Below are 26,994 nucleotides of genomic sequence, written 5' to 3' on the forward strand. Positions count from 1 at the left end.
TGAACCATGAATACTTTGCGAATGACCGTAGCGGCTTTGGGCCTGAGCGCCTTCTCCAGCCTGGTATTGGCGGCAGGTAACCCGTTGAGCGTGCACGTGCTTAATCTGGAGAACGGCCTGCCTTCACCGGGCGTGAACGTGACGCTGGAAAAACACGTGGGCAAGGACTGGCAGGCGTTGTCTCAGGGCGTGACCAACGAACAAGGGCGCATTGGCGAATTGTTTCCGGCCAAGCAAGCGCTGGAGGCAGGCGAGTATCGTGTGGTGTTCAAAACGGGCGAGTATTTCAAAAAGGTTGGGCGTGACACTTTCTTCCCGGAAATTCCGGTGATTTTTGAAGTGAAGAATGTGGACCAGCATTACCACATTCCGTTGTTGCTCAGCCCGTATGGTTTCTCGACCTATCGCGGGTCGTAGTAGCACCCTCACCCCAGCCCTCTCCCCAAGGGAGAGGGAGCTGATCGGCTTTTGCCTTTAGTTCCCTCTCACTCCGGGAGAGGGCTAGGGTGAGGGCAGGCCTTGAAGTTATCCACAGCGCTGGGCCAGCACCATCAAATTACGCGGCGTCAGCTGGCTGTCGCAAAACTCGCCGACCTGCACGTCGTAGCCGTTTTCACGCAGGTACAACGCTCGATCCAGCACCAGCCATACCTCCAGCGGACGGCGGAACAGCCCGCGCACCAGTTCGAGATTGCGCACCTGCGCCAGTCGCTCCCAGCCTGCAGCTTCCAATGCCGCCCAGTCTTCGTCGCCTGCTGTGGATAACTGCTTGAGCGCCGCCAAGTCCTCGCAATACTGCGCAAATGGCTTGTTTAGCCAGGCGCTGGGCAGTGAGGGTGTGGGTAAGTAGTCATCACAGCCACGTCGCTGGCGCTGCCACAGATCAAACCCCAAGCGCCGCGCCATCGACTCATCGCGCTGACGCCGTACACGGCTACCGGCCGTTACGGTTTCACTCATGGGCAAGCTCAAGTCTTCTTGCGACAAACGTAACGTTGACGATTTGGCGGCTGTGGACAACGGCTGATAATGCGACGCCGCAATCCGGTTGTAGCAGCAAGGCGATACGGCAAGTTGTGCACAGCCCGCAGCGCTGGCCAGTTGCAGTAGCCGCACATGCAAATCGCCACAGGCATGCAGCGCCACCGGCGTCATCTGCGCGGTGAGCTGTAACGCTGCATCGGCAAGCAGCACATCCTGCTGCACATGCCGGGCAGGCAAATGATGGCGCTGGCTCAGTTGCTGGCCGGATTTGATCAGCACCGGGTCGTATTCCAGGCACGTCAGGTGCTGGCCGGGGCGGAGTAACCGACGGCCCAAATGGCCCTTGCCTGCGCACCAGTCGAGCCAGTGATCAGGGGCGTGTTGGAAACTCAGACGTTGCGCGAAGGCTTCGATTTGCTGCCATTTGCGGCCCGGCACGTCCACCTGCAAGCGCTGGGGGGCGGGCGTGAGCGGGTGTGCAGGCAGTCGCGGCATTGCGCTCAAGGCAAGCGAGGTCGCCGCCCATTCAGAGAACGGCGCCGGCGCGATTAAATCGTGTGGGGTGTTATGGCTGGCTTCGGCATCTTGCAGCGAACGCTGGCGCAGCCACCGTGACAGGTGCGGGTGGTGCGCTTCCCACGGCACATTCAACTGTGTGAATGGCCGTGGGCGCCACAGGTACTGGTGATCACGCAGGTACGTGTCCAGTGCCTCGAAGTGGGCGAGCAGATCAGCGCCCTTGGCAGGCATCGACGCGCAACCAGCGCTCCAGCAGCTTGAAGCCTTGAATCAATACAAACGACATCACCAGATAAATCAGTCCGGCAATCAGGAACATGTCCACCGTCTGGTACGTGCGGGCAATGATGGTGCGGGTCATGCCCGTCAGTTCCAGCAGGGTCACGGTGCTGGCCAGCGAGCTGGCCTTGAGCATCAGGATCACTTCATTGCTGTACGCCGGCAGGCCGATGCGTGCAGCTCGGGGCATCACGATATGCACCAGCGTTTTGAAGCGCGACATGCCCAACGCACGAGCAGCCTCGATTTCACCCGGCGGAATGGCCTGAATCGCGCCACGCAGAATCTCGGCGATATAGGCCGCCGTGTGCAGCGTCATGGTAATAACCGCGCACCAGAATGGACTGCGCAGATAGGGCCACAACACGCTGTCACGCACCGCTTCAAACTGCCCGAGGCCGTAATAGACCAGAAACAACTGAATCAGCAGCGGCGTGCCGCGGAAGAAAAAGATGTAGGCATACGGCAACGAGCGCACGTACCACAGCTTGGATGAGCGGGCGATGCCCAGCGGAATGGCGACGATCAAACCGGCGATGACCGAGATCGCCGTCAGTTCCAGCGTCAAGGTTGCACCTTGAATCAGCTTGGGCAGCCACTTGATGAAGAGTTCCAACAACATTACGTTCTCCTCACGAAGCCGCGCGCCGCGCGTTTTTCAAGCACGTGCATCGTGCCCATGGCCAGTACGGTCAGGCCCAGGTACATCACGGCAGCCACCATGTAGAAGGTGAACGGGTGTTTGGCGAAGGTCACGGCGTTTTGCGCCTGACGCATGATTTCTTCCAGTCCGATAACCGACACCAGCGCGGTGTCTTTCATCAGGATCATGAACAGGTTGCCCAGCCCGGGCAGGGCGATGCGCCACATTTGCGGCAACACCAGCCGAGTGAAAATACGCGGCTTGGACAGGCCCAGTGCCATGCCCGCTTCACGGTGGCCTTTGGGGATGGCCAGAATGGCGCCACGAAACACTTCGGTGGCATAGGCACCAAAGCACAGGCCCAGCGCGATTACACCCGCAGCGAAAGCGCTCAGGGTGAGGTCCGGCATACCGATGAACTCACCGATAGCGCGAACGGCGTTGACGCTGCCAAAGTAGATCAGCAGTACCCAAAGCAGCTCGGGAACGCCGCGAACCAGCGTCGAATAGGCGCCGCCCAACCACTTAAGGGGTTTGTAGGGGGACGTTTTGGCCAGTGCACCGAGCAGCCCGAGCACCAGGCCCAGGCACAATGCGGCAAGTGCCAGTTTGACGGTCATCAGCGCGCCAGCGGCAAGCGCCGGGCCGAATCCGTATAAATCGATAGTCATAGGTTAGGCAGGCTTTGCTAGGGACCGGTGCTGCGCAAGGCAGCACCGGTCAGGCAGATCATTCAATGCTGAATGGGAAATACTTGTCGTTGATCTTCTTGTAGGTGCCGTCTTCTTTGATTTCTTTGAGTGCAAGGTTCAACTTGGAGCGCAATTCGCTTTCGCCTTTACGCAGAGCAATACCGACCTTGTCGTCTTCGTTGATCGGCTCACCTTTGAACTCGTAGTCCTTGCCCGCCGGGTCATCCTTCAACCAACCATAGATCGCGTACTTGTCAGCCAGCAGCGCATCTACACGGCCTGAGGACAAGTCGAGATAAGCGTTTTCCTGGGTGTCATACAGCGCGATGTCATCGCCTACGTTATCTTCCAGCCATGTTGCGGCCTGAGTTGAACGTTGGGTGCCCAGCTTTTTGCTTTTCAGTGACTCGATATCGGTTTTGAAATCGACACCTTTTTTGGCCACGAATTGCTGCTTGTTGGAGTAGTACGGGTCTGTGAAGTCAACGGCCTGCTTGCGTTCATCGGTGATCGACAAGGACGAAACGATGAAGTCGTATTTCTTGGCGTTCAGGGCAGGGATGATGCCATCCCAGTCAGAGGTCACAACCTCGCACTCGGCTTTCATCTTGGCGCACAGGGCCATGGCGATGTCGTAGTCAAAACCGACCACTTGGCCACTGGCGTTCTTGTTGTTGAACGGCGGGTAAGCGCCCTCAATACCCACTTTGTACTTATCCACAGCCAAGGCATTGGCGCTGAACACCAGCGTGGCGGCAGCGGCCAGAAGAAGCTTTTTATAGTTCTGCATTCGTATTGCTCCGTTAGCGATTGCTGGACATGAATTGTTTGCAGCGCGCTGAAACCGGGTTGTCGAACACCTGTTCAGGCGACCCTTGCTCTTCGATCAGGCCCTGGTGCAAAAACACCACTTCGGTGGACACCTGACGAGCAAAGCCCATCTCATGGGTGACCAACAGCATAGTGCGGCCTTCTTCGGCGAGCGCGCGGATCACACTAAGTACTTCCTGGACCATTTCCGGGTCAAGCGCCGATGTCGGTTCATCGAACAGGATGACTTTGGGCTGCATGGCCAGCGTGCGAGCAATGGCGGCACGTTGTTGCTGGCCACCGGACAGCTCGGACGGATAGGCGTGGCGCTTGTCAGCAATGCCCACCTTGGCCAGCAAGGCTTCAGCCACCTCGATGGCTTCGGCTTTGCTCTGGCCCAACACACGCCGTGGCGCCTCGATAACGTTATCGAGGATGGTCATGTGCGGCCACAGGTTAAAGTTTTGAAACACAAAACCCAACTCACTGCGCATGCGATTGATCTGCTTGCCATCGGCCGCGACCAGTTCGCCATTTTTGGCTTTTTTGAGTTTGAGCGCTTCGCCGGCGACCAGGATCTGGCCCTCATGCGGGTTTTCCAGCAGGTTGATGCAGCGCAACAGGGTGGACTTGCCTGAACCGGAAGAACCCAGGATCGAGATCACGTCGCCGTCGCGTGCGGTCAGCGAGATCCCTTTAAGGACCTCAAGCTCGCCGTAGCGTTTGTGCAAGTTGCGGATTTCAAGCGCGGGCGTGGCCAAAGCCATGTGCGTTCCTCATTGTGTTCGGGTGCGAACCTGCGGTTGGGCGGCGTGCGTGGAGCCTGGCGCAGGCCAAGCTAGCATAAGGCCGCCAAGGCAACCAGCCGCCCTCGCAGCACAAAAAAGCGCCAAGGTTGTCGGGTGTCGCATCGCTACAGCAGACTGTCGCGTCGACAACAACCAACCTGTTATGCGCCGTTCGGCCAGACAGGTGTCGCGTAAAAAAGGTCGCGATGTTGCCAGCTTTGGCCCGGTGTTGGAAGCGCCAACCTACTAAAGGGTCAAGTTGTGCACCGCTTTTGGGCTATATAGGCCGTTTTGGGTATTTTTGGTGCATCTGGCACTCTGTAACTGAGTGTTACGGTAACGAATTCGCGAAAAACCATTTTTGTCAGGCGGTTGCAAGGGGCTACAGCCTCGTTGCAGCCCGCTAGAACTGTGCACTTGTCACATTTTGGCGCACTTATTGCGTCAATAATTTTAAACGCCCCGTAGGTTACTTTTTACGAGAAGGTAACGTTACACGGCGCTCGGAATGGCTTTCACTGCAAAGGTAGTCTCCATGAGCAATACGCAAACCTCTAACGACCTGGAGCAAGGGCTCAAGCCACGGCATGTCACCATGCTGTCAATTGCCGGGGTCATTGGTGCCGGCTTGTTTGTCGGCTCCGGACACGCAATTGCACAAGCGGGTCCTGCTGTGCTGCTGGCCTACGCCGCAGCGGGCACATTGGTGGTACTGGTGATGCGCATGCTGGCCGAAATGGCCGTTGCCTCACCGGACACCGGATCGTTCTCCACCTACGCCGACCGTGCCATCGGGCATTGGGCCGGTTTCACCATTGGCTGGCTGTACTGGTGGTTCTGGGTGCTGGTGATCCCGCTGGAAGCCGTCGCGGCCGCGACCATCCTGCATGCGTGGTTCCCGGGCACCGAAGTCTGGGTGTTTACCTTGGTCATCACCCTGTTACTGACCGCGACCAACCTGTTCAGCGTCAAAAACTACGGCGAATTCGAATTCTGGTTTGCGCTGGTCAAAGTGCTGGCCATTGTGGGCTTTATCATCTTGGGCGTGATGGCGATTTTCGGCCTGTTGCCGAACAGTCAGGTCAGCGGCGTGTCGCATCTGGTCGATACCATCGGCTTTATGCCTAATGGTCTGGGCGCGGTGCTTGCCGCCATGTTGACCACCATGTTCTCGTTTATGGGCACCGAAATCGTCACCATCGCGGCGGCGGAATCCAAAGACCCGAGCAAGCAAATCACCAAGGCCACCAACTCGGTGATCTGGCGGATTGGTTTGTTCTATCTGGTGTCGATTTTCATCGTTGTGGCCCTGGTGCCGTGGAACGATGCGGGCCTTGCACAATTTGGCTCCTACCAGACCGTACTCGATCGCATGGGCATTCCCAATGCCAAACTGATCGTTGATATTGTGGTATTGATCGCGGTCACCAGCTGCCTGAACTCGGCGCTGTACACCTCGTCACGCATGCTCTTCTCGCTCAGCAAGCGCGGTGACGCACCGGCTGCGGCCAAGCGCACCAACGCCAGCGGCACGCCTTACTGGGCCGTGATGATGTCCACAGGCGCAGCCTTTTTGGCCGTGTTCGCCAACTACGTGGCGCCGGCTGCTGTGTTCGAGTTCCTGTTGGCCAGCTCCGGTGCAATTGCTTTGTTGGTTTACCTGGTGATTGCCATTTCGCAACTGCGCATGCGTCAAAAACGGATGGCGCTGGGTGAGACCATCTCGTTCAAAATGTGGCTGTTTCCGGGCCTGACCTGGGCGGTGATCGTGTTTATCGTGGCGATTCTGACCGTTATGCTGTTTCAGGAAGCCCATCGGGTGGAAATCATGGCCACTGGGTTGCTGAGCATTCTGGTGGTGACGGCGGGTCTGTTGGTGGCACGCCGTCGGCGTATGGAGAGACTGGGGGCAACAGTACTCAGCTAAGCACAAGGACGGTGTAACGGTTGAGTGACGCAACAAGCCGCCACCCTTAGGGGTGGCGGCTTTTTTGTGGGTGCTAGCGGGGTGTCAGGCCGTTTTGGGCACCGTGAAGCGGAACTCGCTGCCTTCACCCAGCGTGCTTTCGGCCAGCAGATGGCCGCCGTGGGCCTTGATGATGCCCTGGGAGATATACAGGCCTAAGCCCGTGCCCAGTGCATTGCCTTCTTTGGCTGTCCAGTAACGGTCGAAGATGTGGGGCAACTGCTCCGGCGCAATGCCCTTGCCTGAATCGCGCACGCTGAAAACAATGTCATTGCCATTGGCCATCGCGACCACACCGATCTTGCCTTGTGCCGGGGTGAACTTGATCGCATTACCGATCAGGTTGGACAGCACTTGAAACAGGCGCTCAGGGTCGGCATGCATTTTCAGATCCGGCTCGGCGTGAAAGGTCAGCTCCACAGCCTTCTCCAGCGCCAGCGGCGTAAGCAACGAGAACGCCTCTTCGAAAATCTGACTTACGTCCAGCGATTGCGGGCTGATGGTGTAGCGCCCGGCTTCGATCTTGGAGGTGTCGAGCAAATCATCGAGCAGCACACTCATGCGGTTGCTGGCCTGCTGCATGGTGTCGATGGCCGAGGTAATGCGCCTAGAGGTGTGTGGGCCGTTGTTGCTGAAAGCTTTTTGCATCATGCCGCACAGCATCGAAATGATGGTCATGGGGTTGCGCAGGTCATGTGACACCACGGCCACCAGCTCATCACGCGCCCGAACCGCCGCCTGCTCGCGCAGCACTTGGCGCGACAGGTCATTCTCCAGCGCCGAGCGACGCAGGTCATTGGCGGCGAACAGGTCACCGTGGCTCCAGGGCGTGGAAATGCCTTCCATCTCCACCTTCCAGATTTCAAACGACGTGCGTGGGCTCAACCGCAGTCCGCTGGCACTGGGCTCCAGGTTCAACGGCTTGTTGGGGTCGCCGCTCCACTGAATGCTTTCTTTGACTTCGCTGCGAAACCACATCACCGCGTTATCGACCGGTTTGGGCAGGCTCATGGCCAGCAGGCCGCTGGCGACGTCTTTGTACTGCTCAGCGGGTGCATAGACCCCGCAGAGGTTATGGCTGGAGAACACCGACTTGCCGCTGCCCTTGAACCATTGATACAGCTCTCGAATAGCCAGCGGCGAAGGGCACAGGCCATAACAATGCAGTGCCTTGTCTTCAAGAATCGCCACACCACTGGCGCCCGTCAGTTGCATCAGCGTCTCAGGCGTCTGCACCAAACCATCGAACACGGCGTCAGGGCTGTTCACCATGGCAGTGTTCAAGAGCACCAGAGCATCCATCTTGGCCTCGCGCTGGCGGCTGATCTCAAGGGTCTGCAGGGCGCTTATTTGCAATGACAACACTTGGCCAATGGTTTGACAGGCCATGCGCAGCTCATGGGATACGTGCAGCGGCTGGCGATGCCCGCAACTGATCAGGCCCCACAGCCGGTCGCCGTCCATCAAAGAAATGCTCATGGACGAGAGCACGCCCATGTTTTTCATGTACTGGCAGTGAATCGGAGAAACACTGCGCAGCGAAGCGCCACTCAAGTCCAGCGCGGCCCCGGTGTCCGGGCGCAGAAGCGGCAGCAGCGCCACAGGTTGGTAGTCGGCATTGGGAATAATGCGCAGCCAATGGGTGCGGTACAGCTCGCGGGCTTGCTCGGGAATATCAGACGCGGGAAAAAACATCCCGCTGAACAATTCCATAGACGGGGAGGACGCTTCGGCAATCACCTGCCCGTGACCCTCTTCCTCAAAGCGGTAAATGAGCACGCGGTCATAGCCCGTGAGCGCCTGAATTTCGCGCACACAGATCTCATAGAGCGCTGGCAGCGTCGCTGCGGCCTGGAGCCGTTGCAACATGCGGCTCAGGTTGCGCAACTTGCTCATGGTGCCCTCAAGCGCTGAGGCGTCGGGTTTGACCTCCAGTTCCAGCACCAGGACGCCTTGTTCGCGGTGCAGCAGGCCTTCGTACTCACCGCCATGCAGGCTCAAGGCTAATGGCGGCGCTTCGCTCAACGACGGATACGCACTGGCCTGTTGCACGGCAACTGCCGCCTCGTCGCCAGTCAGTGCGCTGAGCGGCTGGCCCAGCAGTGATTGGGCACTTAATCCAAAGAGGGCGTGCACGTTGGTACTGATTTGCTGAATTCGCAGATCGGGTTCACTCAGCGTCACCAACAGGCCGTGTGGCTGAATGGCGCCGGGAAAGCGGATGGGCTCATCGGCACAATTGGCCAGCAATACCTCAAAGGCTTGAGGATCGAGTGGGGTCATAACAACACCTCCTGCCGTTCGAGCCACTGCTCGAAACAACTAAACGTAGAACAGGCAGCGTGTACGGCCCGCGCTCGCGACGGAGCATCGAGGGGCACGCGGCCTAGAAAATCGAGAAAGGCCTTCCATTGCATCCCCGTGTCTTGCCCGTAAACATAGAGAAATGCGCAGCCGTTGCCCGCCTCCAGACCTAGCTGCTCGGACAGGTGTTTGCGCAGTACATTGCCGCCCAGCGTGGCACCTTCCAGTACGTACAACACGCCGAGCACGCTCGCAGGGTGATCGAGTGGTGGTAGGTTGTCGCACACGGGTAACGCCTGAAGGGGGACATTCAACGCGCGCAAATCCTGCTCCAGCGCCGGTGTTTTGAGCCGTGTCGACAGCTCAAACCCTTCCGGGAGTTCACAGGCCAGCAGGTTGCCCTCCAGTGGCTGATAGAAGCCGTAATACGCCGCCAGTAACTGTTTGTATCGCTCAAGATCAAGCCTCTCGGAGAAAAACGGCAAGCGTTTTTCGAGGGCAACATGCAAGGTCTGAGTACCGGCGCGCAGCGCGCTCAGCACAGATGACGAGGGTGGGGGGGGAGTGTCATGTGGCATGCCTTATTACGGGGCTCTCTGGGTGCGCATGAAATAAGCGCTCATGGCTATTTGAAGCCACGGCATTAAAAAAGTGCGATTAATTTGCTATCGAGTGAGTCGCACATCGTGTGAAGCGTCTTAAATGTAGGCTGGAAATCTATTCGTTCAAGGTGAGGTGCCCATGCTCGAATTACGCCCCAATTGTGAGTGCTGTCACTGCGAATTGCCGCCTGATTCACCCCTGGCGCGGATTTGCTCTTTTGAGTGCACGTTTTGCGCGTCTTGTTCAGAGCAGGCGCTGGGTGGGCTTTGCCCTAATTGCGGCGGCGAATTGCTGGTGCGGCCGCGTAGGCCGGCTGAAAAACTGGCGAACAATCCTGCTTCGACCACACGGGTCTATAAGCCCGACGGTTGCCGTCCGGCGGGCCAGGGGATGGATCGTGTTACTGAGTGAGCGCATCCACCGTTGCTTTAGCCGCACGCAGGGCGTGGCAGAGCAAAAAGGCCTGATGAGCATCAATGATGCAGGCGCCGGTTGCAGCGGCCTCCAGTGAGTGGGCGGCGGCTGACAGGATGTCCGAAGCGCTATTTAAGGCATCGCTGGCTGCAATATTGGGCGTGACGCTGAACAGCATTTGATTGAGCCGAGCGTGTCCGGTGGGGTGGAAGGCGAGAGGGGTGGTAAGAAAGTGGGTCATTCGAGAAGCTCCGTTTACTGATGAGAGCTGCCACGTTCGTTTCCAAGCGAATGGGTGGCAGCCGTGCGCAGGTTGGAAAACCGGGGTAAACGGAACCCGGCAGGCACGAGGCCTCCCACGCACAGCTGCCATAGAGTTTTATTTCAGGCAAAAAAAAACGCCTGAAATACTCACATTGGCGCTGTAGCACCGTTTACGATTCGGGTTTCCAAGCCCGGCCGCGGGATTGACCGCGACGCTGGGGACTTTAGCGCTCGGCCAATCTCATGGCAAGCCTTCATAAGCCCCTCACCCTAGCCCTCTCCCAGAGGGAGAGGGGACTGATCGGGGGATGCTTGCCGGTTGTAGTGATTCTGAACAACCGAGGGGACTGATCGGGGGATGCTTGCAGGTTGTAGTGATTCTGAACAACCGAGAGGGCTGATCGGGGGATGCTTGCAGGGTGTAGTGATTCTGAACAACCGAGGGGACTGATCGGGGAATGCTTGCAGGTTTTATTGATTGTGAACAACTGAGAGAGCTGATTCGGGGGGTTCTTAAGCCTTGCACAGAATCCGAAAACAACCCTATCAGCCCCCTCTCCCTCCGGGAGAGGGTTGGGGTGAGGGGAGCTGACGTTCACACACTCTGAAGCGCCGCCGCCAAGGCCCCTCCCTGCCGTCAGTGCGCGCTTCGCTCACCCCGCTCAGCCAGCAGGCGCGACGCCTCAACGTAGGCGTTGGAAAACTCGGGGGATTCGACCCACGCCATCGCACTGTCTTCGTCATCACCGTGAACGGTCATGCGGAAGGCGATCAACAAGCCCATCAGGAAGTCAGTGGCATCGTCTTCCTCTTCCTCGGCGATCACCAATTCCAGCACCGGGTATTGCAGAAAGAGGCTGCACATCGCTTGCAGCCCTTTTGCTTCGGCGGCCTTCATGGCCTCAAACAAATCATCGAAATCGGACGGTTCAAAGCCGTTTTCTTTAATGTCCTGAAAATCAAAGGTGCTGAGGTCGATTTTTACGTCATCGAACGGGTGGTCGATGAGGGTTGCAGACGTGGTTTTACCCGGCTTGCCCATGCGGTTCTGTTTGGCCTTGGATTTGGCCCGCTGTGCGTGTTTCTGCTGTTTCGTTGGCGTTGCCATGAACGTGTGTCCTTTACGGGCTAAGGGGGTTATTGAACCTGTCCTGTGCGCAATACTCAAATCTCAACAATTAACGGACACCCAAGGATGCACCGAACCATGAAACTCTCCTCGTTGACCTTCCTTTGCCTGACGGCTGTGGCCACTCACGCCAGTGCCTCCAGTCCCGACGCATGGGCTGCCTATGACAAGGCCGTACTCACAAGCTGCACCAAGGCCAGCACCTTGAAAAATGCCAAGCCTGTCGGTTCGCCAGCGCAATTTGATGATCGGGTGGGTTACACCGCGATTCTGCTGCAAGGTGAGTATCCGCAGAAACATATGAAGGGCAAGCAGGGCACCGAGCTTTGCCTCTATAACAAAAAGGCGAAAGCGGCGCATGTGGCAGAGTGGGACTCTATTCGTTCAGGTAAGCCATAACGGCGGGCGATTAAATCGCGCCCAACAAAAAACCCGCACTAGGCGGGTTTCTTGTTTGCGTTGAGGTGGTGTGAACACCACATCAATGCTGAATGTGGTGCCCAGAGACGGAATCGAACCGCCGACACGGGGATTTTCAATCCCCTGCTCTACCGACTGAGCTATCTGGGCAACGGGGCGCATTAGAAGCTTTTTTCGTTAACCCGTCAAACACTTTTTTAAAAAATCTTTAAATAATACCGTCGCTTACGGGCCAAACCCTTTAAAACCGGGGTTTACTCGCTTGGCGGAACGTAGCCTTCAGCTTGTGCGTATTCTTCGCCGCTGAAGAACTTATCCATTTCGCCCTGCAAATATTTTCGATCTTCAGCGTTCATCATGTTCAAACGCTTCTCGTTGATCAGCAAAGTTTGGTGTTTTTGCCAATCAGCCCAGGCTTTAGCTGAGACGTGATCAAAAATGTCCTGACCTTTAGCGCCCGGAAACGGAGCGCGCTCAAGGGCGGGCAGTTCTTCTTTGTACTTGCGGCACATAACGGTGCGGGTCATGACGACTCTCCTGCGTTCAATAGCTCGGCTGCACGTTTGAGCAGCTTTTTGACCGGGGCAGCAAGGCCCAGGCGCGGCGGGGTGGCGAGGTTATACCAGAGCCAATCAGCCTCGGCCACGTGATGGCCGGACTCTTTGACGTGAACCAGCCAGGGTTCGATGGATAACTGGAAATGGCTAAAGGTGTGATTCAGGCCGGGCAGTGGATGCTGCGCGCCCAGCGCCAGTGAGTGTTGCGAGGCCAAATGCTCAATGTCACTCAGGTCATCCAGCTCAGGCAGGCTCCACAAACCGCCCCACAGGCCCGTAGAGGGGCGACGGTAAAGCAGGATCTCGCCCTCAGCATTGGCCAGCAGGGGCATCAGCGTGCGCTTTTGCGGGACAGTCTTGCGGGGCTTGGGCACCGGGTAGCGGGTCTCAAGGCCCAGCAAGTGAGCTTCACAGCTTTTTTCGAGCGGGCACAACAGGCAGCTCGGCTTGCTACGCGTGCAGAGCGTGGCGCCCATGTCCATCATGGCCTGGGTGTAAGCGTTGACCCGATCATGGGGCGTGAAGCGCTCAGCGGTGGCCCATAACTGTTTGGCAACCTTGGGTTCGCCCGGATAGCCCTCTTGCGCGGTGTAGCGAGCCAGTACGCGCTTGACGTTGCCGTCGAGGATAGGTGCCCGCAAGCCCATGCTCAGGCTGGCAATCGCGCCGGCTGTGGATAAGCCGATGCCGGGCAGTTCGACGAGTTTGTCAACATCGCGCGGAAATTCACCCCCATATTCGTTCACGACGATTTTGGCGGTTTTCTGCAAATTGCGCGCACGGGTGTAGTAGCCCAAGCCCGTCCACAGGTGCAGCACTTCGTCTTCGGGCGCGTTGGCCAGGTCTTGTACCGTGGGCAGCGAAGCCATAAACCGGTCGAAGTAGTTGAGCACAGTGCTGACTTGGGTTTGCTGCAACATGATTTCCGAAACCCACACCCGATACGGGGTGATGCCCTGTTGCCAGGGCAGGTCGTGACGGCCGTGGCGGTCATACCAGTCCAGCACCGCCACAGAAAATTGCTCGTCTTTCATCGGTTAAACAGCCCCTTGAGGGCGTTTTTGAGTTCGGGGCTGACTTTGTCGCCCAGCTTCTCTTCAAGCTTCTCGCTGATTTTGTTGCCCGCCATTTTGGCGGCCACTTTACCCAGCCCGTCCTTGTCCAGGCGGCAGGCTTTGGCACCCAGTTCCAACGGGCCACGGCAGCGCAGTGGCAGTTCGATGCCGACAAAGTTCTTGCCGACTTGGCAAGCGGGGTCTGGCATGGCACGGGTGTCGCCTTCGATGACGATACCGATGCGATAGTCCATGCCCAGCACGCGCAGGTCGATGTCGCCATCGCCTTTCACGCTCATGCCCGGAATGCGCACAATCAGGTCGGGGTTGCTGGCCACGCCATTACGAAACACCAGGCTGCCTTTGAGTTCCTTGAAGGGCGTGTCTTTACCCTGCGGTGCACTGGTCAAGGGCTTGCGGTTGAGTACCGAGATGCCTTTGCACAGTTGCTGCTCAATGTTGGCATTGAGCAGTACACCGTCATTGAGGACGAAGCTGGCGGTGCCGTTGAGGCTCTGAACCAATGCACTCTGGCTATCGCCGCTGCCCGTAACGTTGCTGTTAAGGGTCAGCAGGCCGGTGACAGGGGGTTTTTGACCCTGGCTCTGCAGGATTTTATCGACCGGTACATTGCTGATGCGGGTTTGCAGGGCGGCCACCGGCAGCATAGGGCGCACATCAAGGCTGCCATTGGCCGCGAAGTTGCCTTTGTACAGGTTGCCACTCAGGTTTTGCAGGGTCAGCAAACCGTCTTTGCTGACCGCCTTGAGGACGGCGCTCTGAATGGGCAGTTGGGTCAGCGTCAGTTGACCGAAGCTGATGTCAGCCTCCAGATCAAGGGCCTTGAGGCGAGTGACAGGAATGATTTTTGCCGTGCTCCAGCCACTTTTGGTCGGGGCATCGGGCAGCGGTGTGTCGCCTGAGGCGGCCAGCGCGCCGGCTTCGCTGCTTTGTACTTCAGCCTTGCGTGCAGCCGTGGCGCCGCTGGCTTGCTCGGACTTGGCGGGCATGTAGCGATCGGCGTTGAACGTGTCGCCTTTGAGCTGGATGCGCAGGGCTTGCTTGGCGAAGTCTTCTACCGCAATACGACCGGTGAAGGTGCTGTCGTCCACTTTAAGGTTGAGTTCGTCAAAGGCCATGCTGTTCGGTGTGCCCGACAGGCGAGTGACCACTTCGACTTTACTCAGGCTGCCCGGCGCCATGTTGGGCAGAGGGTGGCCGATGCTGTCGAGGAACTTGGCCAGATCAAGCTGGGCAATCGACAGGCCGCCGCTGATTTGCGGCGTTTTGTCGAGTTCATTGACCTTGAGTTCGCCCAACGCCCGCATCTGATTGGCGGAAATCTTAAGGCCGCTCCATTCCGCGATGTTGGCGGCCAGATCCACGAGGATTTGCCCTTGAGCAGCAAAAGTCATGGTCTTGCCTTGCAGCGGCTCGCCCGAGGCTTCGCCCACGACTTTCATGTCATCGAACTGATAACGCTTGAGCACGCGATCAAAACGCAATTTGCCGTCGACTTCTGTCTTGACCCGCATGACGGGCTGATTGGTGCCCAGAAAGGCAGTCAACTTGACCGGGGTGCTGGTCGCTTCGTGAATCGGGCCGGTGCTCAGCTGGATACTTTCTGCACTGAACTGCTTACCGTTTTGCTCGTCGTTGTATTCGACCCGCGCGTTGTTCACGGTCAGGCTGTCAATGTCGAGCTTGAGTGGCTGGCTGACGCTGTCAGGTTTGCTGGCAGGTGTCGTCTCGGCGGTGGCCGGGGTTTGGGTGGTTGCGGCCACCGGTGCCGGTTTGCCGATGTCTTGCCAGTTGCCATGACCGTCTTTGTCGCGGTTCAGGCGCAGGTTCAAGCCTTCTACCCGCACATCGCTCATCTGCACTTCTTTGCGCAGCAGCGGCAATACCCGCACCGAAAGCCCCAGCATTTGCAGGTCGGCGAACGGCTGGGTGGGTGCCGCGAGTGTCGCCACGCTGGCGTCATGCAGTTCAAGGCCAAGCCACGGGAACAGGCTCCAGCCTATGTCGCCATTGAGCGTCAACTCAATGTGGGCCTTGTCGCGAGCTATCTGGCGGATCTCGTCTTTGTAGTCGTTGGGATCGAACAGATGGCTCAGGGCAAAGCCCAAAGCCACGATGATCAGCAACAATCCGAGAAGCACCAGACCCAGGATTTTGCCGAACGCTTTCATGGGCGAGTCCTTGTAAGTCTAGGTGAGGAAGAAGTTTAAAATCAGCCGCAGAGTATAGCGCCACGCGATGACCGACTGGGCGCGGATAGTGGCCTGGCTCTTTGTAGATGAAACACCTCACAGCAATGGACGATTTCCTGCGCTCAAATGGTAGTCTTCACCTGTTTTCCATGACGTCTGCGGCGGATCGTCGCGCCGCCGACTCGATCCAATAAAACGGCTGTGTGCCTGAGGGCACCAAAGTCAGGGTCGAGCGTGTCCGGGAAACACTTCATCCATGGGGGAAATAATAATGAGCACTAGCATTGCTGCGGGCAGTCCTGCCTCACAGCCGGCGTTTCTTTCCAAAGAGCGCATCATCGCCAAACCCGGTTTCAACCGCTGGCTGGTTCCACCCGCCGCACTGGCCATTCACCTGTGTATCGGTATGGCCTACGGCTTTTCCGTGTTCTGGTTGCCGCTGTCCAAAGCCATCGGTGTCACCGCGCCGGTAGCCTGCGCGCCGGACATGAGCTTCATTGCACAGGTGTTTTCGTCGCAGTGCGACTGGCCGATCTCGATGCTTGGCTGGATCTACACCTTGTTTTTCATCTTCCTGGGTTGCTCGGCAGCCGTGTGGGGCGGGTGGCTTGAGCATGCTGGCCCGCGCAAGGCCGGTGTGGTGTCGGCCTTGTGCTGGTGTGGGGGCCTGCTGATTTCAGCGCTGGGCATTTATACCCACCAAATCTGGCTGATGTGGCTGGGCTCGGGGGTGATTGGCGGTATCGGGCTTGGCTTGGGCTACATCTCGCCCGTGTCGACCTTGATCAAGTGGTTCCCGGACAAGCGCGGCATGGCCACGGGCATGGCAATCATGGGCTTCGGTGGCGGGGCCATGGTCGGCGCGCCCTTGGCCGCCGTCTTGATGAACCATTTTGCGACGCCTGACAGCGTGGGCGTGTGGCAGAGCTTTGTGGCGATGGCCGCGATTTATTTCGTGTTCATGATCGGCGGCGCCTTGTCATACCGCGTTCCACCCACCGGCTGGAAACCTGAAGGCTGGACTGCGCCAGCCAAAAAAGCGTCTAACGCGATGATCACTCATCGCCATGTGCACGTCAGCGTGGCCTGGAAGACGCCGCAATTTGCGTTGGTGTGGCTGGTGCTGTGCCTGAACGTCTCTGCCGGGATCGGTATTTTGGGCATGGCTTCGCCGCTGTTGCAGGAAGTGTTTGCGGGCAAGCTGCTGGGCAATGACCTGACCTTCAGTCAGCTGGATGCGGTGCAACTGGCGCAAATAGCGGCCATTGCAGCGGGTTTCACTGGGTTGCTGAGCCTGTTTAACATTGGCGGACGCTTTTTCTGGGCGTCGTTCTCCGACTACCTGGGGCGTAAAAACACCTATTTTGTGTTCTTCGCATTGGGTTTTGCGCTGTACGCGATGGTGCCCAACCTTGGGCATCTGGGCAACGTGTCGCTGTTTGTGGCGGCGTTCTGCATCATTCTGTCGATGTACGGCGGTGGTTTCGCCACCGTACCTGCGTACCTGGCCGACCTGTTCGGCACACAGATGGTCGGTGCCATTCACGGGCGACTGCTGACCGCGTGGGCGGCGGCTGGCGTGCTGGGGCCGGTATTGGTCAACTACCTGCGTGAATATCAGCTGAGCATCGGGGTTGAGCGTGCGGCCGCTTACGACATCACCTTGTACATCTTGGCGGGCTTGCTGGCGCTGGGCTTCGTGTGCAACTTGCTGGTGCGGCCGGTGAACGACAAGTACTTCATGACCGACGCCCAACTGGCGGCCGAGCAGGCACTGGGTCACGACAAGGGCGCTGACGCCACGACGTCGCTGGAATGGAAAGCAGCGCCGGGCAGTCGCCCACTCGTGATTGCTGCGTGGTTGGCCGTGGGCATCCCGCTCTTGTGGGGTGTGTGGGTCACGGTGCAGAAGACGGCTGTGTTGTTTAATTGATGTTTAACTGACCCGTAGCAGCGGCCGCAGGCCGCGTCCGGCGGCGCAGCCGTCGTAAAACCAGAGAATGCGGTGTTTCATATTGACCGTGATCGCATGTTTTACGATCGCTTCGCAATCGGACGCAGCCTCGCGGAGCTCGTCAGCTGCTACGCAGTTGTGCGCCTTGGGCGCATTACGTCAGTCTTATCACCCGAATGTTTCTGTTTGCCTGACCCGTGCCTATAATGATCACCTTTTTTCGCCCAATGATTTTGCGGAGCTGGTGATGGCCGAACGTAAGGCGTCAGTCGAGCGCGATACTCTGGAAACCCAGATTAAAGCCTCGATCAACTTGGATGGTACCGGTAAGGCCCGATTCGATATCGGTGTGCCTTTTCTTGAGCACATGCTCGACCAGATCGCCCGACACGGGCTGATCGACCTGGACATCGAGTGCAAAGGCGACCTGCATATCGACGATCACCATACCGTTGAGGACGTGGGCATTACCTTGGGTAAAGCCTTCAGCCAAGCGGTCGGCGATAAAAAAGGCATGACCCGTTACGGTCACGCTTATGTCCCGCTGGACGAAGCGCTGTCGCGCGTAGTCATCGACTTTTCGGGCCGCCCTGGCCTGCAAATGCACGTGCCCTACACCCGCGCCACCGTCGGCGGCTTCGATGTTGATCTGTTTCAGGAGTTCTTTCAGGGCTTCGTCAATCACGCCAATGTCAGCCTGCACATCGACAACCTGCGTGGCACCAACACTCACCACCAGATTGAGACGGTATTCAAGGCATTCGGCCGCGCGTTGCGCATGGCTGTTGCGCTGGATGAGCGTATGGCCGGGCAAATGCCGTCTACCAAGGGCGTGCTCTGATGGAGACCGTGGCGGTAATCGATTACGGCATGGGCAACCTGCACTCGGTGGCCAAAGCGCTGGAACACGTCGGCGCCGGTCGGGTGCTGATCACCAGCGATGCCAACGTGATTCGCGAGGCTGACCGCGTGGTGTTCCCCGGTGTGGGCGCGATTCGCGACTGCATGGCTGAAATTCGTCGCCTGGGCTTTGATTCGCTGGTGCGTGAAGTCAGCCAGGACCGTCCGTTCCTCGGCATTTGCGTCGGCATGCAAGCCTTGCTCGACAGCAGCGAAGAGAACGGTGGCGTTGACTGCATCGGTCTGTTTCCCGGCCAAGTGAAGTTTTTCGGCAAAGACCTGCACGAAGACGGCGAACACCTCAAAGTGCCGCACATGGGCTGGAACGAAGTGCAGCAGAAGGTCGATCACCCGCTGTGGCACGGTATTGCTGACCTTGCGCGTTTTTATTTTGTGCACAGCTACTACATCGCGGCGGGCAACCCGCGTCAGGTCGTGGGCGGCGGGCATTACGGCGTCGATTTTGCGGCTGCGCTGGCCGAAGGCTCGCGTTTTGCGGTGCAGTTCCACCCCGAGAAGAGCCATACCAACGGCTTGCAGCTGCTGGAAAACTTCGTGGCCTGGGACGGTCGCTGGTAATGGCTGTGCGCAAGCAATAGCCGCCCACTCTCGCGCTTACCGCCGAGCAAGAATTGAGTCAGCTGCAAGCTTTAAGCTTCAAGCACCCAGAGCAAGCGGATCACAATCGAGCTTCTAACTTGCCGCTTGAAGCTCACCACTTGCCGCTCTTTTGACGAAGGAAAAAGCATGTTAATTATTCCCGCTATCGATCTTAAAGACGGTGCCTGCGTGCGCCTGCGCCAAGGCCGCATGGAAGATTCCACGGTGTTCTCCGATGACCCGGTGGGCATGGCCGCCAAATGGGTTGAGGGCGGTTGCCGTCGTCTGCATTTGGTTGACCTGAACGGCGCCTTTGAAGGCCAGCCGGTCAACGGCGAGGTGGTGACCGCCATCGCCAAGCGTTACCCGCATTTGCCTATTCAAATCGGTGGCGGCATTCGCTCTTTGGAAACCATCGAGCATTACGTCAAAGCGGGCGTGAGCTACGTGATTTTGGGCACCAAAGCGGTCAAGAACCCAGAGTTCGTGGCAGAAGCGTGCCGTGCCTTCCCCGGCAAAATCATTGTCGGCATGGATGCGCAAGATGGCTTCGTGGCCACTGACGGCTGGGCTGAAGTCAGCAACGTGCAAGTGATCGATCTGGCCAAGCGCTTTGAAGCAGACGGCGTATCGGCCATCGTTTATACCGACATCGCCAAAGACGGCATGATGCAGGGCTGTAACGTCGAGTTCACCGCAGCCTTGTCCGCGGCCACGCGCATTCCCGTGATCGCTTCGGGCGGCATCCATAACCTGGGCGATATCAAAGCCCTGCTCGACGCCAAGGCGCCAGGCATCATCGGCGCCATCACCGGCCGTGCAATCTATGAAGGCACGCTGGATGTGGCTGAGGCCCAAGCCTTCTGCGATACCTATAAGTCTTAAGCTGCAAGCTGCAAGCTGTAAGCCGCAAGCTCAAGCGCGACTGGGCTCTGCCTTTACTTGCCGCTTAAAACTTGCAGCTTGCCGCTCTAAATCGGAGATTTAGCCCATGGCGCTGGCCAAACGCATCATCCCTTGCCTGGACGTGGATAACGGCCGGGTCGTGAAGGGCGTCAAGTTCGAGAACATCCGCGACGCGGGCGACCCGGTAGAAATTGCCCGTCGCTATGACGAGCAAGGGGCTGACGAGATTACCTTTCTCGACATCACCGCCAGCGTCGACGGCCGCGACACCACGCTGCATACCGTCGAGCGCATGGCCAGTCAGGTGTTTATACCGCTGACTGTGGGTGGCGGGGTACGTTGCATTCAAGACATCCGCAACCTGCTGAACGCCGGTGCCGACAAGGTTTCGATCAACACCGCTGCGGTGTTCAACCCGGAGTTTGTGGGCGAAGCGGCGCAGCACTTTGGTTCGCAGTGCATTGTGGTCGCCATTGATGCCAAGAAAGTCTCCCTGGCGGGCGAACCCCCGCGCTGGGAAATCTTCACCCACGGCGGGCGCAAGCCCACCGGCCTCGACGCCGTCGAATGGGCGATGAAGATGGAAGGCTTGGGTGCCGGTGAGATCTTGCTGACCAGCATGGATCAGGACGGCATGAAAAGCGGCTTTGACCTGGGTGTGACCCGTGCGATCAGTGATGCGCTGGGCATCCCGGTCATCGCCTCAGGGGGCGTGGGCAACTTGCAACACTTGGCCGACGGCATTCTTGAAGGGCATGCCAGTGCCGTCCTGGCGGCCAGTATTTTCCACTTTGGCGAATACACCGTGCCACAAGCCAAAGCCTATATGGCCGAGCGCGGGATCGTGGTGCGCTAAACACAAAGGCTACTAGACACCATGGCAAGCCCGGTTCACTCTTGGGCACGCCATGGATCTAGGTTGTCTGACATGTTTAAACGTTTTTTAGTCGTTGTGGCCGGTTGCACATTGTGGCTGGGCGCATCTGCAGCAGAGGCATCGCGTGCCCCTCTGGTGTTGCTCACCGAAAATTTCCCGCCGTACAACATGGCTAAAAACGGGAAGAACTTCGCTCAAAATCAAAACCTTGAAGGCATCGCCGTCGAAGTGCTGCGCGAAACCTTCAAACGCGCTGGCATCCCCTACAACATGACCCTGCGCTTTCCGTGGCAGCGTATCTATGACCTTGCCCTCGCCAACCCGGGCTACGGCGTCTTCGTCACAGCCCGTGTGCCTGAGCGTGAAGCCTTGTTCAAATGGGTCGGCCCCATTGGCCCGGATGACTGGGTATTGTTGGCCAGAGCGGATAGCCCGATTACGCTGACCACCCTTGAGCAGGCGGCGAACTACCGCATCGGCGCTTACAAAGGGGATGTGATCGCGCAGTCTCTGGAGAGGCAGGGGCTTAAGCCGGTGATCGTGCTGCGCGATCAGGATAACGCCCGCAAGCTGCTGGCCGGTCAGATCGACCTGTGGGCCACAGGCGATCCAGCGGGGCGATTCTTGGCACGGCAGGTGGGTATTTCAGGGTTCAAGACGGTCCTGCGCTTCAATCAGGCTGAGCTGTATCTGGCGCTGAACAAAGAGATACCGGATGAGGTCGTGAACACATTACAGGCCGCCATGGATGAGCTGCGGGCTGAAGGGGTGATCGAGAAGATCCGCGCTAAATACCTGTAATCGGACGTTCGGTTGCGCGGCAATCGTAAACCCAGAGAGCACGGTTAATCTGAACGACCGCACGCCTGGTTTTACGACGACTGCGTCGCCGGACGTAGCCTTCGGCAACTGCTACGGATTCCGCTTAACGATAAACCCCGTCTTTCCCATGTGCCGCCATCGCCTGATTGCTGCGCACACCGATCATCTGTTTGATGTCGATCCAGTCAATGCCTTGCGCTTTGAGCGTGGGCAATTCGCGCTCCAGCACCGCCAGTGTTTGCGGGTACGGATGGCCGATCATCACCACCGAACCGTATTTCTTGGCGTGTTTTATCGCGGTTTCGAGCTGGCTGGTAATGGCCTGCTCGGTGCGCACGTTATCGAGGAACACATCGCGCGAAACACTGGCCAAACCGATTTTCTGCGCTTGGGCCGCAGCGACGGTGCGCGCGCTGGTGCGGCTGTCGACAAAGAACTTATGCCGTTGTTGCAGTTCGCTCATCAACCAGGCCATGGCCTCAGGCTGAGCGGTCATCAGGCTGCCTTCGTGGTTATTGATGCCACTGGTGTAGGGCACGGCCTTGAACGCCGCGTCGAGACGCTTTGCCAGTTCGGCGATGGGCAAGTCCGGGTGCCAGGCGAATGGGCCGGTGGCGGGGTCCATGGGCATGTGCAAGATAACGATCTTGCCGGCCTTGTGCGCTTCACGGGCAAATTCAGCGGCATGCGGGGTGTCGGGCATCACCGCGGTCGTCACCGGGCCCGCAAAGGCCAGTACGCGGCGGTCACGGGGCAGATTCTGCCCCAAATCGTCGATGATCAGGCTCAGGTAAGCCTTGGGGTGGGCGTCCGGATGGTTGACCGGCGCCGCATGGGCGGCACCGGTCAGGCAGCAGAGCAGGGCGAGGGCGGTTGAAAAGCGCATCTCAATTGCCGCGTGTAATGCTCAAGCCTTTGAGCAGACTCAGGGCCTGACTCAACTGGAAGTCGTCATCCTGTGGCATCGGCTTGGCTTTCGGGCTCGAACCGGTCGGGCGGTCGGCACCGCCGTTACCGTTGCCGAGGTGACCTTGCAGGTCGGCCTCTTTGTAGTACTCGGTGTCTTGCTCACGGGTGATCTTGGCGCGGCTGACTTCGATGTCCGGCACGATGCCCTGCGCCTGAATCGAACGACCGTTAGGGGTGAAGTACAGCGCAGTGGTGATTTTCAGGGCGCGGTCATTGTTCAGCGGTAGCACGGTTTGTACCGAGCCTTTACCGAAGCTGGTGGTGCCCATGACCACGCCGCGCTTTTGATCCTGCAAGGCGCCAGCGACGATTTCCGATGCCGAAGCGCTGCCACCGTTGATCAATACCACCAGCGGAACACCCTCGCTCAAGTCTTTACCGGTCGCCGAGAAGCGCAGTTCAGAGTTGGCAATGCGGCCTTTGGTGTAAACGATCAGGCCTTTGGTGATGAAGTGATCCACCACTTCAACGGCCGATTGCAGCACGCCGCCGGGGTTGTTACGCAGATCGAGGATGATGCCCTTGAGTCGCTTGTTGCCGTTTTCGCGGCGCAGTTTGGACAGCGCGGCGGCCACTTCTTCGCCGGTTTTGACCTGGAACTGGGTAATGCGGATATAACCGTAGCCGTCTTCGAGCAGCTGGCTTTTCACGCTTTTGACCTGAATGTTGGCACGGGTCAACGTGACGTCGAACGGTGTGCCGCCATTGCGGACCAGGGTCAGGGTGATTTTCTGACCAATCTTGCCGCGCATCAAATCGACCGCTTCGGTCATGCTCAGGCCGCGCGTCGGCTGACCATTGATCTTGACGATAAAGTCGCCGGCCTGAATCCCGGCTTTGCTTGCCGGGGTGTCATCAATGGGCGAAACGATTTTGATATTGCCGTCTTCAGAGCCGACTTCGATGCCCAGCCCGCCAAATTCGCCGCTGGTGCTTTCCTGCAACTCGGCGAAATCTTCTGGCCCCAGGTAAGCCGAATGCGGATCAAGATTGCTGAGCATGCCTTTGATGGCATTTTCGAGCAGGGTTTTGTCGTCAACAGGTTCCACGTACGCCGCTTTGATCCGGTCCATGACTTCGGCGAATGTGCGCAGTTCTTCTAGCGGCAGTGGTGCCTTGGCGCTGGGGGCGGCCGACGGTGCGGCGGGCGGCGTGGCAGCAAATGCCAGAGGCGAGCCAAGCACCAGAGCGATCGTCAGGGCCAGCGAGTTAAGGCGGGTCAGATGCGGCATGTTGAACGAACTCCTACGTATTAAAGGTGATGGACTCATCCTTGAGTACGGCACCATTGTGCGGGGTCGCTGGGGCGGCCCTGCTGACGAATAGCAAAATACAACGCGGGTGTTGCTTGACCACCGCTGTTGCCTACAGTGGAAATGACATCCCCGGCTTTAACAATGTCTCCGGCCGACTTGAGCAGCGTCTGATTGTGGCCGTACAAACTCAAGTAACCGTTACCGTGATCCAGAATGACCAACTGGCCCGCACCGCGCAGCCAGTCGGCAAACACCACGCGACCCCCATGCACGGCGTGCACCTGAGTGCCTGCCCCGGCGCTGATCATCACGCCGTCCCACTTGGTGCGCACGTCATCGCCACGGCTTTCACCGAAGCGTGCCAAGAGTCGACCATCAACAGGCCAAGGAAGTTTGCCCCGGGCTTGAGAAAAAGGTCCGCCATAAGAGACGCCGGCACTGGAGACCAAGGCACCTGGCGTTGACTTGATCGGCTTTCGCGGGGCGTCGGTGGCAACCGATTCAGCCTCGCGCTGGCGTTTTTTCTCGGCTTCCTGTTGTGCAATCAAGGCTTTTTGCCGTGCCTGCTCGGCTTCTCGGGCCTGACGGGCAAGGGTTTCTTCAATGGTCTTGAGGACTTTAGCCAGATCCGCCTGATCCTGCTCGCGGGCTTGCAACTTTTGATCGCGGTTTTTGACGTCCGTGTTGAGCTTGGCCAGTACTTGCTGGCGTTCGGCGCGTACTTTGTCGAGCTCGGCGCGCTGCGTATCGAGGCTGCTTTTTTGCGCCAGCAACTCTGCCTGCTGTTGATTGATGTCGGCTTCGACGTTGGCCAATTGGCGCAGCGTTTCGTTGAAACCCTTGAGCTGCGCCATCCGCGCCTGGCTCAAGTAGTCGTAATAGGTCAGGGTGCGGGCGAACTTCTCAGGGTTTTGCTGGTTGAGCAGCAGCTTGAGGTATTCCTGATGGCCGCCTTGATAGGCGGCGCGCGCTTGAATGGCGATCAGGCGTTGCTGTTCAATTTTTGCGCTGTGGAGTTTTTTTTTCTCGCTATCTAGGCGCAGCAGCTCGCCTTCACTCTTTTTTAGTTCTTTTTGCAGGGCATCAACCTGCTTCTCCAGTTTACCGATTTCGGTTTCGGTGCCGCGCAAGTCTTTCTGCACGCCGGATTTTTCTTCCTGGAGTTTGCCCAGAAGCTTTTTCAGCTCGCCGATATCCTGGCGCGTGGCTTCCAGCTGTTGTTGAGTTTGCGCGCGCTCGTCGGCAAAGGCCGGTTGGAGCAGGCATGTCAGTGTAAGGGCTATAAGGGCGCGGAGCATGGGGCGGGCGACACCTGAGGAACGGGACGGCTTAGTATGCCCGCCATCGTCACCTATAAGAAATGGATGAAAGTTAAATATCAATCCCGTAGCAGTTGCCGAAGGCTACGTCCGGTCGCGCAGCGATCGTAAATGCTGTGCACGCGGTCCACCTGAGTGGTCGCGGCACCTGAATTTACGACGACTTCGTCGCCGGACGCCGCCTTCGGCAGCTGCTACGGGCGTCACACACGCATTAAGCGTCGATCAATATGGTCTTGCCGGTCATCTCTTGAGGCTGTGGCAGCCCCAGCAGCTTGAGCATAGTCGGTGCAACGTCAGCCAAGACACCGCCTTCGCGAACCTTGAACGCACGCTTTCCGACATAAATAAACGGCACAGGTTCACAGGTGTGAGCGGTATGAGCCTGGCCCGTGCTGTTGTCGGACATTTGTTCAACGTTGCCGTGGTCTGCAGTGATCAGCGCCTCGCCGCCCACTTTGTACAGCGCCTCGACGATGCGGCCAACGCAGGCATCCAGGCATTCAACGGCTTTGACCGCGGCGTCGAATACGCCGCTGTGGCCCACCATGTCGCCATTCGCGTAGTTGACGACAATCACGTCATAACGCTGATGTTCAATCGCATCGACGATGTTGTCGGTCACTTCTGGCGCGCTCATTTCAGGCTGCAAGTCGTAAGTGGCGACTTTAGGCGATGGCACCAGAATACGTTCTTCACCCGGGAACGGTTCTTCACGACCGCCAGAGAAGAAGAAGGTGACGTGGGCGTATTTTTCCGTTTCGGCAATGCGCAGCTGGGTTTTGCCATTTTTCGCCAGATAGTCGCCCAGCACGTTTTCCAGGCTGCCCGGCGCGAAAGCGCTCGGGGCAGGGATGCTGGCTGCGTATTGAGTCAGCATCACGAACTCGGCCAATTTCGGCTGGCGGGCACGTTCGAACCCATCGAAATCATCTTCAACGAATGCGCGGGTCAGCTCGCGGGCGCGGTCGGCGCGGAAGTTCATGAAAACCACGGCGTCGCCGTCTTCAACCTTGACCGGTTTGCCCAGTGTGGTGGCTTTGACGAATTCGTCGCTTTCACCGCGAGCATAAGCAGCGTCCAGGCCTTCTTGGGCGGTGGCTGCGTTGAACTGGCCGTTACCGTCAACAATCAGGTTGTAGGCTTGAGCGACACGGTCCCAGCGATTATCGCGGTCCATGGCAAAGTAGCGGCCAATCAGACTGGCGATACGGCCTTTGCCCAAATCCTTGAACGCTTCATCCAGCAGCTCAATGGAGGACGATGCGCTTTTTGGAGGCGTGTCGCGGCCATCGAGGAAGGCATGCAGGTAGATTTTTTCTGCACCGCGCTTGAACGCCAGTTCCGCCATGGCGATGAGGTGGTCCTGGTGGCTGTGAACGCCGCCATCCGACAGCAAGCCCAGAATATGCACGGCCTTGCCTGCACCTACGGCTTTATCGACGGCTGTGCAAAGGGTCGGGTTCTCGAAGAACTCGCCATCCATAATGGACTTGGTGACGCGGGTGAAATCCTGATACACCACGCGGCCAGCGCCGAGGTTCATGTGGCCCACCTCGGAATTGCCCATTTGCCCGTCCGGCAGACCGACATCCATGCCTGAACCTGAGATCAGGCCGTTTGGCATGCTTGCAACGAGACGATCGAGCACCGGTTTCTTGGCCGAATACACGGCGTTATGATCGTGGCTTTCACTGTGACCGAAGCCATCCAGGATGATCAGGACCAAAGGTTTAGGCGTGGTAGTCATA

26 protein-coding genes and 1 tRNA gene are annotated in these 26,994 nt (G+C 58.2%); 10 read left to right on the forward strand and 17 right to left on the reverse strand.

Going from position 1 to position 26,994, the window contains the following annotated elements:
* Positions 1-6 precede the first annotated feature (6 nt).
* Complete coding sequence (uraH, locus tag ACI7MX_RS03130) at positions 7-417, forward strand: hydroxyisourate hydrolase (RefSeq protein ID WP_314486046.1); 411 nt, start codon at positions 7-9, stop codon at positions 415-417.
* 108 nt (positions 418-525) lie between these two features.
* On the opposite strand, the gene ACI7MX_RS03135 is transcribed toward uraH, so the two are convergent.
* Genes ACI7MX_RS03135 through ACI7MX_RS03155 form a run of 5 tightly spaced genes read right to left on the reverse strand, consistent with a single transcriptional unit; the run spans position 526 to position 4,694 of the window.
* Complete coding sequence (locus tag ACI7MX_RS03135; protein WP_405584793.1) at positions 526-1,734, reverse strand: methyltransferase; 1,209 nt, start codon at positions 1,732-1,734, stop codon at positions 526-528.
* Positions 1,715-2,404 carry an ABC transporter permease gene (locus tag ACI7MX_RS03140; RefSeq protein ID WP_314486050.1) on the reverse strand — a complete coding sequence of 230 codons (690 nt, stop codon included), beginning with the start codon at positions 2,402-2,404 and terminating at the stop codon, positions 1,715-1,717. Before ACI7MX_RS03140 ends, ACI7MX_RS03135 begins: the two co-directional genes overlap by 20 nt.
* Positions 2,404-3,096: an ABC transporter permease gene (locus tag ACI7MX_RS03145; RefSeq protein WP_405584796.1), complete on the reverse strand. Its 693-nt coding sequence runs from the start codon at positions 3,094-3,096 to the stop codon at positions 2,404-2,406. The genes ACI7MX_RS03140 and ACI7MX_RS03145 overlap by 1 nt, the downstream gene beginning before the upstream one ends.
* Positions 3,097-3,154: 58 nt before the next feature.
* Positions 3,155-3,907 carry a transporter substrate-binding domain-containing protein gene (locus ACI7MX_RS03150; protein WP_405584799.1) on the reverse strand — a complete coding sequence of 251 codons (753 nt, stop codon included), beginning with the start codon at positions 3,905-3,907 and terminating at the stop codon, positions 3,155-3,157.
* A gap of 13 nt (positions 3,908-3,920) precedes the next feature.
* Complete coding sequence (locus tag ACI7MX_RS03155) at positions 3,921-4,694, reverse strand: ABC transporter ATP-binding protein (RefSeq protein WP_314492097.1); 774 nt, start codon at positions 4,692-4,694, stop codon at positions 3,921-3,923.
* A 556-nt stretch (positions 4,695-5,250) separates the two neighbouring features.
* On the opposite strand from ACI7MX_RS03155, the gene gabP reads away from it, so the two are divergent.
* Positions 5,251-6,642, forward strand: coding sequence for a GABA permease (gabP, locus tag ACI7MX_RS03160; protein ID WP_314492093.1), 1,392 nt, complete (start codon positions 5,251-5,253; stop codon positions 6,640-6,642).
* Between the two features lie 84 nt (positions 6,643-6,726).
* Here gabP and ACI7MX_RS03165 read toward each other — a convergent pair whose 3' ends face one another.
* Both ACI7MX_RS03165 and ACI7MX_RS03170 read right to left on the reverse strand, forming a co-directional pair.
* The gene (locus tag ACI7MX_RS03165; RefSeq protein ID WP_405584804.1) at positions 6,727-8,964 is read right to left on the reverse strand and encodes an ATP-binding protein; all 2,238 of its coding nucleotides are present in this window, start codon (positions 8,962-8,964) and stop codon (positions 6,727-6,729) included.
* The gene (locus ACI7MX_RS03170) at positions 8,961-9,563 is read right to left on the reverse strand and encodes a biliverdin-producing heme oxygenase (protein WP_405584807.1); all 603 of its coding nucleotides are present in this window, start codon (positions 9,561-9,563) and stop codon (positions 8,961-8,963) included. The genes ACI7MX_RS03165 and ACI7MX_RS03170 overlap by 4 nt, the downstream gene beginning before the upstream one ends.
* A gap of 163 nt (positions 9,564-9,726) precedes the next feature.
* On the opposite strand from ACI7MX_RS03170, the gene ACI7MX_RS03175 reads away from it, so the two are divergent.
* Complete coding sequence (locus tag ACI7MX_RS03175; RefSeq protein ID WP_314492085.1) at positions 9,727-9,999, forward strand: DUF1272 domain-containing protein; 273 nt, start codon at positions 9,727-9,729, stop codon at positions 9,997-9,999.
* Here the strand turns inward: ACI7MX_RS03175 and ACI7MX_RS03180 are convergent.
* Both ACI7MX_RS03180 and ACI7MX_RS03185 read right to left on the reverse strand, forming a co-directional pair.
* Complete coding sequence (locus ACI7MX_RS03180; RefSeq protein ID WP_314492082.1) at positions 9,989-10,243, reverse strand: hypothetical protein; 255 nt, start codon at positions 10,241-10,243, stop codon at positions 9,989-9,991. The genes ACI7MX_RS03175 and ACI7MX_RS03180 overlap by 11 nt on opposite strands.
* Positions 10,244-10,903: 660 nt before the next feature.
* Entirely contained in the window at positions 10,904-11,374 is a 471-nt protein-coding gene (locus ACI7MX_RS03185) for a hypothetical protein (protein WP_405584812.1), read from the reverse strand.
* 99 nt (positions 11,375-11,473) lie between these two features.
* Between ACI7MX_RS03185 and ACI7MX_RS03190 the strand changes: the two genes are divergently transcribed.
* Positions 11,474-11,794: a hypothetical protein gene (locus ACI7MX_RS03190; protein WP_405584815.1), complete on the forward strand. Its 321-nt coding sequence runs from the start codon at positions 11,474-11,476 to the stop codon at positions 11,792-11,794.
* Positions 11,795-11,889: 95 nt separating this feature from the next.
* Here ACI7MX_RS03190 and ACI7MX_RS03195 read toward each other — a convergent pair.
* The 4 genes from ACI7MX_RS03195 to ACI7MX_RS03210 all read right to left on the reverse strand — a co-directional run bounded on the left by ACI7MX_RS03195 (position 11,890) and on the right by ACI7MX_RS03210 (position 15,619).
* Positions 11,890-11,965: transfer RNA gene (locus tag ACI7MX_RS03195), tRNA-Phe, on the reverse strand.
* 104 nt (positions 11,966-12,069) lie between these two features.
* Positions 12,070-12,342 carry an oxidative damage protection protein gene (locus ACI7MX_RS03200; RefSeq protein WP_122785279.1) on the reverse strand — a complete coding sequence of 91 codons (273 nt, stop codon included), beginning with the start codon at positions 12,340-12,342 and terminating at the stop codon, positions 12,070-12,072.
* Positions 12,339-13,406: an A/G-specific adenine glycosylase gene (gene mutY, locus ACI7MX_RS03205; RefSeq protein ID WP_405584818.1), complete on the reverse strand. Its 1,068-nt coding sequence runs from the start codon at positions 13,404-13,406 to the stop codon at positions 12,339-12,341. Before mutY ends, ACI7MX_RS03200 begins: the two co-directional genes overlap by 4 nt.
* Positions 13,403-15,619, reverse strand: a complete 2,217-nt coding sequence (locus ACI7MX_RS03210; protein WP_405584821.1) for an AsmA family protein — start codon at positions 15,617-15,619, stop codon at positions 13,403-13,405. The genes mutY and ACI7MX_RS03210 overlap by 4 nt, the downstream gene beginning before the upstream one ends.
* Positions 15,620-15,911: 292 nt before the next feature.
* On the opposite strand from ACI7MX_RS03210, the gene ACI7MX_RS03215 reads away from it, so the two are divergent.
* The 6 genes from ACI7MX_RS03215 (at position 15,912) to ACI7MX_RS03240 (ending at position 21,678) form a co-directional block, all read left to right on the forward strand.
* A complete protein-coding gene (locus ACI7MX_RS03215; protein ID WP_405584824.1) occupies positions 15,912-17,573 on the forward strand; it encodes an OFA family MFS transporter in 1,662 nt (553 codons plus the stop codon).
* Between the two features lie 268 nt (positions 17,574-17,841).
* Positions 17,842-18,435, forward strand: a complete 594-nt coding sequence (gene hisB / locus ACI7MX_RS03220) for an imidazoleglycerol-phosphate dehydratase HisB (RefSeq protein ID WP_003438561.1) — start codon at positions 17,842-17,844, stop codon at positions 18,433-18,435.
* On the forward strand, positions 18,435-19,073 hold the full coding sequence (gene hisH, locus ACI7MX_RS03225; RefSeq protein ID WP_314493061.1) for an imidazole glycerol phosphate synthase subunit HisH: 639 nt from the start codon (positions 18,435-18,437) through the stop codon (positions 19,071-19,073). Before hisB ends, hisH begins: the two co-directional genes overlap by 1 nt.
* Positions 19,074-19,241: 168 nt before the next feature.
* Positions 19,242-19,979, forward strand: a complete 738-nt coding sequence (hisA, locus tag ACI7MX_RS03230) for a 1-(5-phosphoribosyl)-5-[(5-phosphoribosylamino)methylideneamino]imidazole-4-carboxamide isomerase (protein ID WP_405584829.1) — start codon at positions 19,242-19,244, stop codon at positions 19,977-19,979.
* Between the two features lie 106 nt (positions 19,980-20,085).
* Positions 20,086-20,856 (forward strand): imidazole glycerol phosphate synthase subunit HisF, encoded by a 771-nt coding sequence (gene hisF / locus ACI7MX_RS03235; protein ID WP_405584832.1) that lies wholly within the window; start codon positions 20,086-20,088, stop codon positions 20,854-20,856.
* A 72-nt stretch (positions 20,857-20,928) separates the two neighbouring features.
* A complete protein-coding gene (locus ACI7MX_RS03240; RefSeq protein ID WP_314492005.1) occupies positions 20,929-21,678 on the forward strand; it encodes an ABC transporter substrate-binding protein in 750 nt (249 codons plus the stop codon).
* 124 nt (positions 21,679-21,802) lie between these two features.
* Here the strand turns inward: ACI7MX_RS03240 and ACI7MX_RS03245 are convergent, their stop codons facing one another.
* The 4 genes from ACI7MX_RS03245 to gpmI form a co-directional block, all read right to left on the reverse strand.
* Entirely contained in the window at positions 21,803-22,585 is a 783-nt protein-coding gene (locus ACI7MX_RS03245) for a divergent polysaccharide deacetylase family protein (RefSeq protein ID WP_314492008.1), read from the reverse strand.
* Position 22,586: 1 nt separating this feature from the next.
* Positions 22,587-23,900, reverse strand: coding sequence for a S41 family peptidase (locus ACI7MX_RS03250; RefSeq protein ID WP_314492011.1), 1,314 nt, complete (start codon positions 23,898-23,900; stop codon positions 22,587-22,589).
* A 35-nt stretch (positions 23,901-23,935) separates the two neighbouring features.
* Positions 23,936-25,222: a murein hydrolase activator EnvC family protein gene (locus ACI7MX_RS03255; RefSeq protein ID WP_405584836.1), complete on the reverse strand. Its 1,287-nt coding sequence runs from the start codon at positions 25,220-25,222 to the stop codon at positions 23,936-23,938.
* A 235-nt stretch (positions 25,223-25,457) separates the two neighbouring features.
* Positions 25,458-26,993: a 2,3-bisphosphoglycerate-independent phosphoglycerate mutase gene (gpmI, locus tag ACI7MX_RS03260; protein WP_405584839.1), complete on the reverse strand. Its 1,536-nt coding sequence runs from the start codon at positions 26,991-26,993 to the stop codon at positions 25,458-25,460.
* Between the last annotated feature and the right edge of the window lies 1 nt (position 26,994).

This window comes from Pseudomonas sp. 2024-210 (assembly GCF_045062345.1).
In the GTDB taxonomy this organism is placed as follows: domain Bacteria; phylum Pseudomonadota; class Gammaproteobacteria; order Pseudomonadales; family Pseudomonadaceae; genus Aquipseudomonas.

Bases quoted from the DNA above. Each gene is read 5' to 3' on its own strand.
- ACI7MX_RS03180 (WP_314492082.1), bottom strand. From the start codon at position 10,243: ATGACCCACTTTCTTACCACCCCTCTCGCCTTCCACCCCACCGGACAC.
- uraH (WP_314486046.1), top strand. From the start codon at position 7: ATGAATACTTTGCGAATGACCGTAGCGGCTTTGGGCCTGAGCGCCTTC.
- mutY (WP_405584818.1), bottom strand. From the start codon at position 13,406: ATGAAAGACGAGCAATTTTCTGTGGCGGTGCTGGACTGGTATGACCGC.
- ACI7MX_RS03150 (WP_405584799.1), bottom strand. From the start codon at position 3,907: ATGCAGAACTATAAAAAGCTTCTTCTGGCCGCTGCCGCCACGCTGGTG.
- ACI7MX_RS03215 (WP_405584824.1), top strand. From the start codon at position 15,912: ATGAGCACTAGCATTGCTGCGGGCAGTCCTGCCTCACAGCCGGCGTTT.
- ACI7MX_RS03240 (WP_314492005.1), top strand. From the start codon at position 20,929: ATGTTTAAACGTTTTTTAGTCGTTGTGGCCGGTTGCACATTGTGGCTG.
- ACI7MX_RS03250 (WP_314492011.1), bottom strand. From the start codon at position 23,900: ATGCCGCATCTGACCCGCCTTAACTCGCTGGCCCTGACGATCGCTCTG.
- ACI7MX_RS03200 (WP_122785279.1), bottom strand. From the start codon at position 12,342: ATGACCCGCACCGTTATGTGCCGCAAGTACAAAGAAGAACTGCCCGCC.
- ACI7MX_RS03210 (WP_405584821.1), bottom strand. From the start codon at position 15,619: ATGAAAGCGTTCGGCAAAATCCTGGGTCTGGTGCTTCTCGGATTGTTG.
- ACI7MX_RS03170 (WP_405584807.1), bottom strand. From the start codon at position 9,563: ATGCCACATGACACTCCCCCCCCACCCTCGTCATCTGTGCTGAGCGCG.
- ACI7MX_RS03155 (WP_314492097.1), bottom strand. From the start codon at position 4,694: ATGGCTTTGGCCACGCCCGCGCTTGAAATCCGCAACTTGCACAAACGC.
- gpmI (WP_405584839.1), bottom strand. From the start codon at position 26,993: ATGACTACCACGCCTAAACCTTTGGTCCTGATCATCCTGGATGGCTTC.
- ACI7MX_RS03145 (WP_405584796.1), bottom strand. From the start codon at position 3,096: ATGACTATCGATTTATACGGATTCGGCCCGGCGCTTGCCGCTGGCGCG.
- ACI7MX_RS03165 (WP_405584804.1), bottom strand. From the start codon at position 8,964: ATGACCCCACTCGATCCTCAAGCCTTTGAGGTATTGCTGGCCAATTGT.
- ACI7MX_RS03135 (WP_405584793.1), bottom strand. From the start codon at position 1,734: ATGCCTGCCAAGGGCGCTGATCTGCTCGCCCACTTCGAGGCACTGGAC.
- ACI7MX_RS03175 (WP_314492085.1), top strand. From the start codon at position 9,727: ATGCTCGAATTACGCCCCAATTGTGAGTGCTGTCACTGCGAATTGCCG.
- ACI7MX_RS03255 (WP_405584836.1), bottom strand. From the start codon at position 25,222: ATGCTCCGCGCCCTTATAGCCCTTACACTGACATGCCTGCTCCAACCG.
- hisA (WP_405584829.1), top strand. From the start codon at position 19,242: ATGTTAATTATTCCCGCTATCGATCTTAAAGACGGTGCCTGCGTGCGC.
- ACI7MX_RS03140 (WP_314486050.1), bottom strand. From the start codon at position 2,404: ATGTTGTTGGAACTCTTCATCAAGTGGCTGCCCAAGCTGATTCAAGGT.
- gabP (WP_314492093.1), top strand. From the start codon at position 5,251: ATGAGCAATACGCAAACCTCTAACGACCTGGAGCAAGGGCTCAAGCCA.
- ACI7MX_RS03185 (WP_405584812.1), bottom strand. From the start codon at position 11,374: ATGGCAACGCCAACGAAACAGCAGAAACACGCACAGCGGGCCAAATCC.
- ACI7MX_RS03190 (WP_405584815.1), top strand. From the start codon at position 11,474: ATGAAACTCTCCTCGTTGACCTTCCTTTGCCTGACGGCTGTGGCCACT.
- hisH (WP_314493061.1), top strand. From the start codon at position 18,435: ATGGAGACCGTGGCGGTAATCGATTACGGCATGGGCAACCTGCACTCG.
- hisB (WP_003438561.1), top strand. From the start codon at position 17,842: ATGGCCGAACGTAAGGCGTCAGTCGAGCGCGATACTCTGGAAACCCAG.
- hisF (WP_405584832.1), top strand. From the start codon at position 20,086: ATGGCGCTGGCCAAACGCATCATCCCTTGCCTGGACGTGGATAACGGC.
- ACI7MX_RS03245 (WP_314492008.1), bottom strand. From the start codon at position 22,585: ATGCGCTTTTCAACCGCCCTCGCCCTGCTCTGCTGCCTGACCGGTGCC.